This window comes from Streptomyces sp. NPDC002776 (assembly GCF_053592195.1).
On sequence record NZ_JBSFVG010000031.1, the window covers coordinates 1 to 14038 of the forward strand.

Below are 14038 nucleotides of genomic sequence, written 5' to 3' on the forward strand. Positions count from 1 at the left end.
AACTCCGGCGGGTAGTTCTTCATGACCACGAGATGTCCGTTCTCAGATCCTCAGGATCCAGTGTCTCGTGTGTTCAACATCAGGGGTCAACGCCCGGTGTCACACCAACACCCACAGACCGACAGACACGCCACTTACAAGTGAAGCTGACCAAGCCCTACTGGCCTCGGGCTTTCACGAGGGGTGCCGTCCGACGTGTGATCGAGAAAGCAGAAAGTGCCCCTGAGCTGCAACGATAGGACTTGCTGAGGGTCCTGTACGTGGTAGCGAAAGAGGCACTCCCAGGTGAAGCAGAGTAGCGGGTCGTACCCTCGTGTCCGTGTCGAGGGCGGCGGCCGAGGAGTTGTTGCCCAGGCCGGGGCCGTGCTGCTGGTCGAGACGGTCCGTAAGTCCGGCCTGGACACCGCGATATCGGCCGCGCCGGCGCCGTGGCGCAAGCGGCGGGCCGTACACGATCCGGGCAAGATCCTGCTGGATGTGGCGCTGGCCGTCGCACTCGGCGGCGACTGTCTGGCCGACGTCGGCATGCTGCGGGCCGAGCCGGCCCTGTTCGGCCCGGTGGCTTCCGATCCGACCGTCTCCCGCCTCGCCGACGCTCTCGCCGCGTCCAGCCCGAAGGCTCTTGCGGCGATCCGGGGCGCACGTTCCGAAGCGCGTCAGCGGGTCTGGGAGTTGGCCGGGGCAAGCAGCCCGGCCGCCGACGGCCAGGTGGTCGTGGACATCGACGGGGTGCTGGTCCTCGCGCACTCCGAGAAGCAGGACGCCACTCCGACCTGGAAGAAGACCTTCGGCCATCATCCGCTCGTCGCGTTCGTCGATCACGGCCAGGCCGGGTCCGGGGAGCCGGTGGCCGCCCTGCTGCGGCCCGGCAACGCGGGCTCCAACACTGCCGCCGACCACATCGAAACCGCCCAACTCGCCCTGGCCCAACTGCCAAAGCGCCTGTGGCGGGGACGGCAGACCCTGATCCGGACCGACTCCGGCGGCGGCACCCACGCCTTCCTCGACTGGCTCTCCAAGCCGGGCCGGTGGCTGTCGTATTCCGTCGGAATGACCATCACCGACGCCCTCCACCAGGCCGTCCTGAAGATCCCGAAGAAGGCGTGGACACCGGCCTACGACGCCGGCGGCACCGAGCGGCCCGGCACCTGGGTCGCGGAGATCACCGACATCCCCGACCTGAGCACGTGGCCGAAGGGGATGCGGCTGGTCGTCCGCAAGGAACGGCCGCACCCCGGCGCCCAGTTGCGCTTCACCGACCTCGACGGGCTGCGGCTGACCTGCTTCGCGACCAACACCAAAGGCGACCAGCTCACCGACCTCGAACTGCGTCACCGCAGACGGGCCCGCTGCGAGGACCGCATCCGAAGCGCCCGCGACACCGGCCTGCGCAACCTGCCCCTGCACGACACGGCCCAGAACCGGATCTGGCTGGAGATCGTCTCCCTCGCACTCGACCTCCTCGCCTGGATGGCGATGCTCGCACTGACCGGCCAAATCCGCTGCCGGGAACCCAAGAAGCTCCGCCTGCGGCTGTTCTCCGCTGCCGCACAGCTCGTGAACACCGGCCGTCGCCGCTGGCTCCGCCTGCCCGCCCGATGGCCCTGGACCGCAGTCATCAGCCACGCGATCGTCAGGCTCCACGCCCTGCCGAACCCTGGCTGACCAGCCACTTCGACCGTCCGACAACCCGCACAACCACACCGGTGAAGTGGAACCCGGCGCACACCCGACGCGAGATCCGGGCCCTCGCCCTGCCCCAGCCCCGAAAAGACCGCACCACACAAACGCAGAGGCCCCGTCAGTAAACCGACGAGGACTCATGAACGATCGAGGCTAGAAGTACGGAGAAGAAGGTACTCATTGCTCCTCCCGGTCAGACCCTCCTACTTTGGTGGAAGCCGTCATTCCACTGGCGGCACCAGCCCCTGGAGTTGGTCCGATGAATGCGTCCCAAATGGTTCACCTAAATTGTTTGCCCACAATCTCCCGCCTTTTGGGAGCACGCGAGGCCCGAAAACCAAGAGGGGCGCGTTTCTGGGTGCCGACCGAGGACGGCTTACCCCTCGAAGTCGAGGTGCGCGGGGTCGAGATATCCGATGTACGACAGCCCGTCGTCGTCTTTCCCGCCAGCTGGGGCGCATCGACCGGCGATTTCGAACTGCTGCTTCAACGGTTGGCGCAGTCCGGTTATCTCACAGTCGGCTACACCCCTCGCGGATTTCGTTCGTCAGGCGGTCGCGTTGAGGGAGCCTCCGCTGCCGACGTCCGGGACTTCAGCGCGGTGATCGACTGGATCGCCAAGACTTATCCATCGGTGAGCTGCGACGCGATCGGGGCTGTCGGCCTCTCCTACGGAGCCGGTATCAGCCTGTTGGCCGCGGCGCGCGATTCGCGCATCTCCACTGTGGTCGCCGTCGACGGCTGGGCCGACCTCTATGCGGCACTGGCCAGAGGCGACACCGCACGGGTCGGGTCTCTGATTCTGGGCCTCGGCCTTCTGGCGGGCCGGCCTCGAGATTCCCTGCTGGCCGCGGTGGCCCGCTTCTGTACCGGCTTCCAACCGGAGCGGTTCCGGGCATGGGCCGACGAGCGCTCGGTCGTTTTCGAAGCCGATGAACTGTCTCGGCGGCAGACGTCTGTACTGCTTGCGGCCGGGCTCAACGACACGGTTCTGCGGCCGGAGCAGATGGTCGATTTCCATCGTCAACTGAAGTGCCGCACAGTCCTTTTGCTGCATGCGGACGAGCATCCCGTCCTGCCGATGCGTCAACTGACGACTCGCTCCGGACGTGAGGTGTGGAGGTACGTCCGCCGCTGGCTCGATGCGGAACTCAAAGGACTGCCGACCGGCACACAGGACGACCACATCGTCATTCTGCGCGGTGATCGGACGGAGAACGACCGGGGGACCCGGCCCGGAGAGACCACGCCGCTGCGACTGGGGCTGGGCGCGCCGTCCCTTGCCGCTCCCGGACGCCTCGCCGGACGTGGCGGGGCGTGGAGCAGCCGGTTGTTGGGAGGTCTGCCGTCCGGGGCCACCGACCGAATGCCGCTGCTGTCCGACCTGCTGCAACGCACCTTGCGCGTGCCTCCGTCCATCTTCTTCCCGCTGGTGCCGGCTATCGCGGCCAGAACGTGGACCACCTCCCCCTTCGATGCCACGCTCCGGCTGCGGGGCTCGCCTCTGCTGCACGGCACGGTGTCCTGCGCGGCGAACCGCGTGACAGTGACCGCGCATCTTTACGCGGTACGCCCACCTGGGCTCGGCGTCCTGCTGAGCCAGGGCGCGGTCACACTCGTCGCGGGCGGCGAAGGGCCGATTCCTTTCGACATCACAATGCGTACCTGCGTCGCCGAGGTTCCCGCGGGACACCGTCTCGGTCTCATCCTCGGGACATGGGATCCGACGTGTCTGGGGAGGACGCCCCCGCTCAGACCGGTGACCCTCCGTTCCATGGAGGAGGACCCCTCGGTACTGACTGTTCCGGTCGACCATTGCGAACCGCGCGAACATAGAAGGGATCACGCGTGTTCTTCCGCGGTCGAGGCCTGATCTTCTGGCTCGTCTTCCTTACGTCCTTTTACCTCATCGTCACCGAACCGGTCTCGTTCGCGGATTTCACCGCTGACACCTGGCACACGCTCCTGCGCGTTCTGCGCTCCATGCGCGACTTCTTCGACGCACTTCGGCACTGATGCCCAACCCGGCCAGTCCCGACCGACGTAGTGGAGAACTCCCTGTGCGACAACTGCTCATGCCCCTGGTTCTGGCCGCAGCCGGTCTGCTGACGGCGCTCGGCCTGCGCATTGCTCCACCGGCCGCCGTACCCCCGGCCGCCGAGGCGGCCGCGCCGCAGCCCCCTGGTGTCTTCGTGCAGTGGGCCACTCCTACGACCCAAGGCGCGGTGCCGGGGACGGACCGGGAACGGGATGCGAGAGACGCATCCATGCGACCGACGCCTCCCGCAGCCGCACTGCCCTCGTCGCCGGCCCCGACACAAACGCCGGAACCCGGTACCGCGGCCCTTTCTGAGCCCCGTCCGGTCGAGGGGCCGTCCGCAGGCCGGACGGACCCGGGATGCCCGACCCCCACAGCCACCCCGGACCCTCGCGACGCTCGGGAGCGCACGGGCGAGCGGGTACCCACCCCCGACATCTGGCCGCCCTCGCACACACACGTCCCAGCGCGAAGCCCCGGGCCGGGGGCCGCCACCGCCGACGCGGGCGCGCCGGCTCCTTGCGAGGCGTCCCTCCCGGAGGACGCATCCGGCGACGAACCCGCCCCGTCCAAGACGGCGACAGATCTGGCGACGCCGTCCGCGGACGGGTCGCGCGATACGGATGCGGGGGAGTCCGCGCAGGGAGCGCGAGGGGAGGAGATCGATGCCCACCGCTGAGGAACGTGCGCTCACGCCTTCGGAGACGCTGCTCTGGCGGGCTGAGAAGTCCGGACACCGACTGCCGGTCATGGCGCTCGTCGTACTCGACTCCACTCCGGACATGCACGTTCTCGCGGGCGCCGTACGACGGACCGTTGCGCGCCATCCCACACTGCGCGCCCGCCTTGTCGTGCCGGCCCGGGGCGGCCGCCGTGCTCGCTGGAAACTGGGGGGCGAACCCGACCTGGGTTACCATCTGCGGCACATCCGGCTGCCCGGGCTCGGCACGTGGGCCGACGTGCTCGCCTTCGGCCAGTCCCTGGCCATGGCACCCTTCGACCTTGCGCGTCCGCTGTGGGAATGCGTGCTTGTCGAAGGACTCTCCGACGGCCGCGCGGTTGTGATGGTCCGCCTGCACCATGCTGCCGTGGATGGGCCGAGGGCACTGCACCTCTTCGCCTCGTTGTGCGAGGCTCTGCCGGACGCTCCATCAACGCCCCGCCGGCTCAGCCTGGTCGAAAGTGCCCCTCCCTCAGTGGCGCCGTGCGGCATGCTTGCCGCAGTGGCCAATCGGCTGACCGGCACGCTCTCCCTGCCGGCCGCCGCGGTCGCCGCCCCGGCCGGAACGCTCCGCACGATCCTCGGCGCGGCCCAGGCGGCCGGCTCCGCCGTGCGACGGCCCGCCGAACCCTCTCCCAAGCTGCGCGGACGCTCCACCGAACGCCGACTCGTGACGCTGAAGGGCTCGCACGAGGCACTGCGCGCGGCGGGACAGCTGGTGCAAGGCAACTCATACGACGCCCTCTTGGCCGTCGTCGTGGGCGGACTGCACCATTACCACCGGGCGAGCGGCGTGGCATGGGACGAGGTGCCGCTCGCCGCCGCCGTCCCCCTGGCCGCAGCGAACGGCGGCAACCGCTTCTCCGGCGTACGGCTGGCCGGACCCGTCGGCGAGACCGACCCGCTACGCCGTCTGACCGTCGTGCACCAAGCGCTCCGCGACGCTCGGCGCGCGCCGGCCGTCGATCCGGACGGCCTCGGTCCGCTGTCGGCCTTCCTGGCTTCCGCGCCGACTCCCGTCGTGCGGGCGATGACGGACCGCGTCACCGAGAGCGACGCCCACTGCACCTACGTGCCCGGGCCCGCGGCATCGGTCAGGCTGGCCGGTGCCGGTGTCCAGGAGTTCTACCCTTTCGCACCGGTCGTCAACTGCGCGGTATCGGTGGCGATGTGTTCATACGACTCGGTGTGCTCTATCGGCGTGAACATGGATACGACAGCAGTAAGTGAACCGGAAATGCTGCACATTTCACTCATGACCGGTCTTGAAGAGATTCTGTCTCTCGCCGACACTCCTCCGTCGTAGTGATGTGCAGTTTATTCACATTAGAGGCTTCAACGATGTGTCTTCCTGAAAGGAACGTGACGAGGGTGGACCTGCCGGAGCGGATTCTGTGCGGCTCTTCCCACGGCACCGACCCGAGGCCGTCCACGGAGACAACGGGGGCCCGGTCGGCCGACATCGAACAAGCGCTGGGAGCTCTTGCCCACGTAGCCGGGCAGATGGACCGCATCCACGCCCTGTTGACCGATCTTCTGGAAGAGGGCAGGCCGCCCGGTGCCGCCGGGAACCCGCGAGCGGAACCCGTGCCCCCGCAGCGGAATCGGGGAGATCTGCTCAGTCCCCAGGAGCAGCGTGTGCTCCAACTCACCAGCCGCGGCCTCTCCAACCGCCGTATCGCCCGCGAATTAGGCATCTCGGAACAGACGGTGAAGAACTATCTGTCGTCCGTCTTCCGGAAGATCGGCGTGGGCAGTCGCGCCGAGGCGACGCGCTATTGGCTGGAATCGCAGGATTAGATCCCGGTCGGGTGCGGCGACGGATCAACAGGACTTTCGGACAGGTACATAGGTACCGGATTCGGCGCGGACTCCTCGTGCAAATATCGAAGTAGGAACGACATGCGAAAGTTGGAAAAACAGATGCCGGAATCACCGAGTCCCGTGCCGGCGCCCGAGGCGGGGACCGCGGCCGAGGGCCTGGACGGCGGCGGCCGTACGGCGGCTGCCGTGCTCCGCGCGGTGCGCTCCCCCCGCAGCCCGGTGCTACTGCTGCGCCGCAAGGAAGCGGCGACCCGGACGGCCGTTCTCCCGCACGTCGAGGTCTTACCCGGACCGGACTGGATCGTGGACGGCACGATGCCCGGGACGTATCCCGAATGGCTGGGCGACCAGGACTTCTGCGCACGGCACGGACTGCGCTTCCCGTACGTGGTGGGGGAGATGGCCAACGGCATCGCCACCACCACGATGGTCGCCGCCGCCGCCGAATCCGGACTCCTGGGCGTTTTCGGCGCGGGCGGCCTGGCACCGGGACAGGTCGAGGAGGCACTGGAGCGCCTCAACCGGGAGATCGGGGAGAAGCGGCCCTGGGGGGTCAACCTCATCCACAGCCCCGTCGAACCCGCGGCCGAGCAGGCGGTGGCGGCGCTGTTGATCCGCCACCGGGTGCCCGTCGTCTCACTGTCGGCGTTCATGGAGCTGACCCCCGCCGTCCTACGGGTGGCGCTCGGTGGCATTCGTCAGGCCGCCGACGGGACCGTCCTGCGTCCCCGGCGGATCATCGCCAAGGTCTCCCGCCCCGAGACCGCGCGCGTCTTCATGTCCCCCGCCCCCGCCGACCAGGTCCGCGCTCTGGTGGCCGCGGGAACGCTGACGGCGGAGGAGGGCAAGCTGGCCGCCCGCATCCCGGTCGCCGGCGACATCACCGCTGAGTCGGACAGCGGCGGCCACACCGACAACCGTCCGCTCACCGCGCTGTTGCCCCGCCTGCTGGCCCTGCGCGACGAAGTGGCCCGGCAGCACGGCAGCGCGGTGAGCGTCGGAGCGGCAGGCGGACTGGGGACGCCGGAAGCCGTCGCCGCCGCCTTCGCGGCCGGCGCGGCCTACGTGGTCACAGGGTCCATCAACCAGACCACCGTGGAGGCGGGCGTCTCCCGGCGTGCACGTGAACTGCTCGCCGCGGCCGACTTCCACGATGTCGTCATGGCACCGGCCGCTGACATGTTCGAACTCGGTGTGCGCGTCCAAGTCCTGAGCAAGGGCACCATGTTCGCCCATCGCGCACGTCGGCTCCATGAGCTCTACCGGCAGCACGCGTCCTTGACCGACATCCCCGCAGCGGACCTACGACGGCTGGAACGGGACGTGTTCCACGCATCCGTGGCGGACATCTGGACCGAGACCGAACGCTTCTGGACCCGTCGGGATCCGCGTGAACTGGAGCGCGCCGCCCAAGACCCCAGACACCGCATGGCGCTGCTGTTCCGCTGGTACCTCGGCCAAGCCAGCCGCTGGGCCATCCAGGGCGAGCCGGACCGCGCCCTCGACTACCAGCTGTGGTGCGGCCCCGCTCTCGGAGCCTTCAACCACTGGATCACCGGCAGCTTCCTCGCCGACCCACAGCGGCGCACGGTCGCCCAGGTCGCCCTCAACCTGCTCGAAGGCGCCACCGTCGTGACCCGTGCCCACCAACTGCGCTCGCTGGGCGTGCCTGTGCCCGCCGAGGCCTTCTCCTACCGTCCCCGTCCGCTGGCTTGACCCACAGCCCGAGACGCTCCCAGCCTCTGCACGACAGCAATTCCCGGCAGGGCTCGGCCCCATCGCCCTTCGCGTCCGACGCCGCACGCCCCTCTGCCCCGTCACATCCTCATCAGCCATACCTCTCCGGAGGCGATGCCCCATGCCCACTTCCTCCGTCCCGCCCCGGTCCAAGCCCTCCTCCGCCCCACCACCGCTGGACATCGCGGTGGTCGGGATCGGCGCCCTGCTGCCCGGCTCCCATACCGTCGAGGGCTTCTGGCACAACGTCGTCCAAGGCCGCGACCTCATGTCCGACGTCCCCGCCTCCCACTGGCTCATCGACGACTACTACCACCCGGACCCGTCTCTCCCCGACCGCACCTACGCCCGCCGCGGCGCATTCCTCGACCCGGTCGACTTCGACCCACTGGCCTACGGGATCCCGCCCAAGTCCCTCTCCGCCACTGACACCACCCAGCTGCTCGCCCTGGTCGCCGCAGAACAAGCACTGAGGGACGCGACCGCGGGAGACCTCACCCGGCTCGACCGAGAACGCACCGGCGTCGTGCTCGGCACATCAAGTCTCGAGCTGCTGTGCGAGATGACCAACCGGCTGCAACGACCGGTCTGGCTGAAGGCGATGCGCGACGGCGGCATCCCGGAGGAACAGGCCCAGAGTCTGTGCGACGCCATCACCGGTCAGTACGCCCCCTGGCAGGAAGCCACATTCCCCGGTTTGCTCAGCAACGTCGTAGCAGGACGCATCGCCAACCGCTTCGACCTCAACGGCCCCAACTGCACGGTGGACGCCGCCTGCGCGAGCTCGCTGGCAGCCCTGTCCATGGCCGCCGCCGAGCTGCAACTCGGCCGGTGCGACACCATGCTCACCGGCGGTGTCGACACGCTCAACGGCATCACCATGTACATGTGCTTCAGCAAGACGCCGGCTCTGTCCCCGACCGGCGACTGCCGTCCCTTCTCCCAGGACGCCGACGGCACGATGCTCGGGGAGGGTCTGGTGCTGTTCGCACTGCGCAGGCTGGCCGACGCCGAACGCGACGGGCAGCGCGTCTACGCCGTGCTGCGCGGTCTCGGCTCCTCGTCCGACGGCGGCCGGGGAGCCGTCTACGCTCCACGCCCCCAAGGCCAGGAACGCGCCCTGCGCCGCGCCTACGAACAGGCCGGATACGGCCCGTCCACCGTCGAGCTCGTCGAGGCGCACGGCACCGGCACCAAGGCCGGGGACCTCGCCGAGGCGACCGCCCTCGTATCCGTACTGCGCGAGGACGCACCCGACACGACGTCGCCCTGGTGCGCCGTCGGCTCGGTCAAGTCCCAGATGGGACACACCAAATCGGCCGCGGGCGCGGTAGGGCTGCTGAAAGCGGTACTGGCCCTGCACCATCGCGCACTCCCACCCACCGTCAAGGTCGCGGCGCCCCAGGCGGCGCTGGCCGCACCGGGCAGCCCTCTCTACGTCAACACCGAACTGCGGCCGTGGATCAGGGGCACGTCCCACCCGCGCCGTGCGGCCGTCTCCAGCTTCGGATTCGGCGGGAGCAACTTCCACCTCACAGTCGAGGAACACCAGCCGCCCCCGGGCGTCGAAAGCCCTCCCCGGGTGAGGACCGTCCCCACCGAACTCATCCTCGCCCAGGCCGGATCGGCGCCGGCCCTGGCCGCCGTAGCCCGCGAGCTGGCCGACCGGGACGAACCGCTGGAGACCCTCGCCCGAGAGAGCCAGTGGTCCTTCACCCCCGGGCCCTACCGGTTCGCCGTGCTCGCCGACACCCCGGAGACCGCCGCGCAGCGTCTGCGCGAGCTGGCCGGGGAGATCGAGAACCACCCCGGACAGGCGGTCTCACGGCCCGGCCGGGCCCACTACGCCGGCCCGTCTACCGCGCCGGGGCGCCTGGCCTACCTCTTCTCCGGGCAGGGCAGCCAGTACCCCGGCATGGGCGCGGGGCTCGCCCTGCACAGCCCGTTGGCGCTCGCCGTCTGGGACCGGGCGGCGGACTGGACGGCCGAGGACGGCCCGGCCCCGCACCGGGCGGTCTTCCCGCCGCCCGCCCTCACCGACGACCAGCGCCGCGAGCAGAGCGAACACCTTGCCGCCACCGACCAGGCCCAGCCCGCCCTCGCCGTACAGAGCCTGGCCCAGCTCGCCGTCCTCGACTCGCTCGGCCTCACTCCCGACGCCACCGCAGGTCACAGCTTCGGCGAACTCGTCGCCCTGCACGCGGCCGGAGTCTTCGACGACCACACCCTGTTCCGCCTCGCGACCCGCCGCGGTGAACTCATGGCCGCCGCCGGTGCGGACCACCCCGGTGGCATGCTGGCCGCCGGCTGCGCGGCCACCCGCGTCCACGAGATCCTCGGCTGGGCGTTCACTCATGACGACGTATGGCTCGTGGGGGAGAACGCCCCCGACCAAGCGGTGCTGGCCGGCGACTCCGACGCCTTGCTGCGCTGCGAGCAGGCCTTGGCGTCGGCCGGTGTCGCCGTCACCCCCTTGCGGACCGGCGCGGCCTTCCACAGCCCTGCGGTGGCTGCCGCGGTCGCACCGTTCGCCTCCTTCCTCGACGTCGTCGCGCTGCGCGCGCCCACCTGCGACGTGTGGTCCAACATCACCGCAGCCCGATACCCCAAGGACCCCGACGGGATCCGCCGCCTCCTGAGCACGCACATCACCTCTCCGGTCCGTTTCGCCGACCAGATCGACGCCATGTACGAGGACGGCATCCGTCACTTCGTCGAACTGGGAGCGGGGTCGACGCTCACCAAGCTCGTCGGTCGCATCCTGGCGGGCCGCGACCACCGTGCGGTGGCCCTCGACCGTCCCGGACCGCACGGTGTCACCGCCCTGCACGACGCGATGGCCGTGCTCTCCGTCCATCTCGCACGGCCCCTCGCCTACGCGTCGCTCTGGGCCACCCACCCGCCCGCCGCGGCGTCCCCCGCCGTGAAGGACAAGGCCCGCCTGACAGTCCCCGTCGCAGGCCACAACTACGGCCGCCCCTACCCGCCGGCACCGGCCACAGCACGCTGATCCGCTCACGCCGGCCGCCGCGCCGTCACACCTGCCCGTTCCACCAGGCCCCACCCTCACAAGGAGACATTCATGACCAGCCCCTCCGTTCACACGATCCAGGACGCCACGACCTCCGGCCACCGTGCCCCCGCCACGAACGCGCGGGAGGAGTGGCACCACACCCTGCGCGGCATCCGGCAACACGTGTCCCAGCTTCAGGACCAGTACCAGCAAGCCCTCGGCACCCTCATCGGCCTGGGCACGCTCCTCGAGGGCGTCGTCGACACCCCCGCCCCCCAGACCTCGGAGAACGGCAGGGCTGACACCGGCGACGCGCAGCCGAACGCCGCCGAGGTCATGTCCCCGCCCCCCTCCCTCCACCACGCCGGCCCCGCCGTCGAGGAGCCCTCGCGCCGCACACCCGACGGCACTCCGGCCCCCTCGCTCCCGGCGGCCGGGACCGCGGCCCACGAAGACCTCGGCGGCCTGCTCCGCGAGGTCATCGCCGACGTAACGGGTTACCCCGAGGCCGCCCTCACCCCCGACGTCATGCTCGAGGAGGAGCTGGGCATCGACTCCATCAAGCGCGTTCAGATCCTTGCCGCGATCCGCGACCGGGTACCGGGTCTCGGGTCGGTGGACGCCGCCGCCATGGCGCAGCTGCGCACGATCGCCGAAGTCACCGAGCGCCTCGTCGAAGCGGCAGCGGCCGGCGGGCAGCCCTCGTGACCGGGCCGGCCGCCGCACCCGGACCTGCCGGGCCCCATCGTCTGGTGCCGGCATGGCGCGCTGCCACCGCCCCCGGTCTGGTCCTGTCCGGCCTGCAGGAGTGCGTACGGATCACCGACGACGAGAGCGGAGTCGCCCCCGCGCTGGCCGAGGTCCTGCGCGGGCACGGGATGCGTGTCGACGTCGTCGGCGCCGACGAGCTCGGCCGTGAGCCGCGGGGGCAGGGATGCGTCGTCCTCCTGGACGCCCTGAGCGACCCACGGCACCCCGCGCAGGACTCGGCCGAAGTCCACGGGCGACTGCTCCGCGCCCTCACCGCGCTGGCGCCCCGTGACGAAACCGACGCCGGCGGGGCCCGCTCCGTCGTCCTCGTCCAGGACAGCGGCGGACCGGGCCCGGCCGCCCCGCCGGGCCGGGCCTGGCTCGGCGGGGCGGTTGCCCTGGCGCGGACAGCCCACCAGGAATGGCCCCGGATCACCGTCAAGGGAATCGACTGCGTCCGCGGCGGACGACCCGCCGCGGACGTGGCCGGCGCCCTGGCGGCGGAACTCCTCACCGGCGGTGGCGAGCCGGAGGTGGCCCTCACGGCCGACGGCCGCCGGCACCACCCGCACACTGAACCCGCCCCGCCGCTGGAGCCGGTCGAGACCTCACGGACCGCGCCGGACCCGTTCTTCGTCGTGACGGGCGGCGCCCGCGGCATCACCGCCCCCTGCCTCGTCGAACTGGCCCGCCTCCAACGCCCACGACTGCTCCTGTTAGGGCGTTCCGCGCTCGTGCCGGAACGGCCGGCACAGGCCGCCGAGAAGGACGATGCGGCCCTGATCCGCAGCCTCCTCGCGGAAGACCGGGAGACGGGGGCGGTCAGGACGTTCGCTGAAGTGCGCGCGGAGGCCGGCCGGCTGCTCGCCGCACGCGAAATCCGGCACACCCTCGCCCAGCTGGAGAACGCCGGTGCGCAGGTCCGCTACTCGTCCGTGGATGTGCGGGACGAGAAGGCCGTGCGGACCCGGCTGGAGGAGGCGCGCGACCTGTGGGGCCCGGTGACCGGACTGGTCCACGCGGCGGGCGTGGTCGCCGACAAGATGGTCGCGGACAAGACACCCGAGCAGTTCGAACGGGTCTTTTCCACCAAAGTGGAGAGCCTGCGGGTACTGCTGGACGCCACGGCCGACGATCCACTGGACACGATCTGCCTGTTCTCCTCGATCAGCGCCACGGTCGGCAACCCCGGTCAGAGCGACTACGCGATGGCCAACGCGGTGCTCGACCATGTCGCGGGAGAGTTGGCCCGCGAACGACCCGCCGCCCGCGTCGTGTCCATCGCCTGGGGGGCCTGGCACGGCGGTATGGTCACCCCTCCGCTGCGCGAGCACTTCGCCCGGCAGGGAGTCGCGCTCCTCCCGGTCGCCGAAGGGGCCCGGGCCTTCGCCGCCGAACTGGCTGCCACGTCCGGGCCCAGCCGGATCGTCGTGGTCCCCGATCCCGGACAACCAGGCCAGTGGGGTGGCGCCTCCGACCGCACCGGCACGCAGATCCAGGCCCTGGTCAGAGCGGGCGCCCAGCGCCGTCCCCTGCTGCGCGACCACGCGATCGGCGGTCGTGTCGTAGCGCCCCTGGCCCTCGCGACCGAGTGGATGGCGCGCGCTGTGCCCGGACGCGTGGCCGGCGCCCCCTTCGCCCTCCACCACATCCACGTACGCAGGCCGATCACCCTCGGTGGGCCCGAACCGCACTGGCTCACCGTCGAAGCCGTACGGCAGGAGGACCGCGCCTGGCACATGTCCGTCGGACCGGTCGATGACCGCGCGCACATCACCGCCCTCGCCGTGCCCGACCGCCCCCCGGCCGCGCCCCGGCAGGACCGGCCCGCACGCCCCGGCCCTTCGGCTGCCGCGCCGCGCTACGGTGTGCCGCCCCTTTTCCACGGCCCGGACTTCCACGTGATCGACGAGATCCTCGACCGTGACGACGGCGGCGTACATGCGACGGTGCGCGGTCTGCGGGCCATGGGCTGGTCCGACGACGGACGGTGGGCCACCGACCCGGCGCTGTTCGACGCCGCCTTGCAGCTGTCCTTGCTGTGGGCCCAAGGCGTACTCGGTCCCACCCTTCCCATGCGCGTGGAACGGTGCGAGATCCACCGGCCGGGCGCCGCACCCGCCGGCCCCCTCACCTGCTCGGTGACCGCCCGCTCCTGCGGCCCGCTCAGTGCCGACTGCGACGCGCTCCTCCTCGACACCGGTGGAGGTGTGCGAGCCGCACTCACCGGCATCCGCCTGATCGCCCTGCCGGGCTGACATGCTCCCTCGCC

At 70.6% G+C, this 14038-nt stretch carries 9 protein-coding genes; all 9 read left to right on the top strand.

Features of this window, described 5'->3' with window-relative positions; all coding sequences use genetic code 11:
* The first annotated feature begins 285 nt into the window (after positions 1-285).
* Positions 286-1665, top strand: coding sequence for an IS1380 family transposase (locus ACWD11_RS33630; protein WP_389421294.1), 1380 nt, complete (start codon positions 286-288; stop codon positions 1663-1665).
* Positions 1666-2041: 376 nt separating this feature from the next.
* Positions 2042-3556 (top strand): CocE/NonD family hydrolase, encoded by a 1515-nt coding sequence (locus ACWD11_RS33635; protein WP_389421293.1) that lies wholly within the window; start codon positions 2042-2044, stop codon positions 3554-3556.
* A complete protein-coding gene (locus ACWD11_RS33640; protein WP_389421292.1) occupies positions 3532-3699 on the top strand; it encodes a hypothetical protein in 168 nt (55 codons plus the stop codon). The genes ACWD11_RS33635 and ACWD11_RS33640 overlap by 25 nt, the downstream gene beginning before the upstream one ends.
* Positions 3700-4386: 687 nt before the next feature.
* A complete protein-coding gene (locus ACWD11_RS33645; RefSeq protein WP_389421291.1) occupies positions 4387-5748 on the top strand; it encodes a wax ester/triacylglycerol synthase domain-containing protein in 1362 nt (453 codons plus the stop codon).
* A 65-nt stretch (positions 5749-5813) separates the two neighbouring features.
* Positions 5814-6242: a response regulator transcription factor gene (locus tag ACWD11_RS33650; protein WP_389421290.1), complete on the top strand. Its 429-nt coding sequence runs from the start codon at positions 5814-5816 to the stop codon at positions 6240-6242.
* Positions 6243-6365: 123 nt separating this feature from the next.
* Complete coding sequence (locus ACWD11_RS33655; RefSeq protein WP_451287681.1) at positions 6366-7982, top strand: PfaD family polyunsaturated fatty acid/polyketide biosynthesis protein; 1617 nt, start codon at positions 6366-6368, stop codon at positions 7980-7982.
* A 142-nt stretch (positions 7983-8124) separates the two neighbouring features.
* Entirely contained in the window at positions 8125-11013 is a 2889-nt protein-coding gene (locus tag ACWD11_RS33660) for a beta-ketoacyl synthase N-terminal-like domain-containing protein (RefSeq protein WP_389421288.1), read from the top strand.
* Positions 11014-11085: 72 nt separating this feature from the next.
* Positions 11086-11724 carry an acyl carrier protein gene (locus ACWD11_RS33665; RefSeq protein ID WP_389421287.1) on the top strand — a complete coding sequence of 213 codons (639 nt, stop codon included), beginning with the start codon at positions 11086-11088 and terminating at the stop codon, positions 11722-11724.
* Positions 11725-11768: 44 nt separating this feature from the next.
* Positions 11769-14024: an SDR family NAD(P)-dependent oxidoreductase gene (locus tag ACWD11_RS33670; protein WP_451287683.1), complete on the top strand. Its 2256-nt coding sequence runs from the start codon at positions 11769-11771 to the stop codon at positions 14022-14024.
* The last annotated feature ends 14 nt before the right edge of the window (positions 14025-14038 follow it).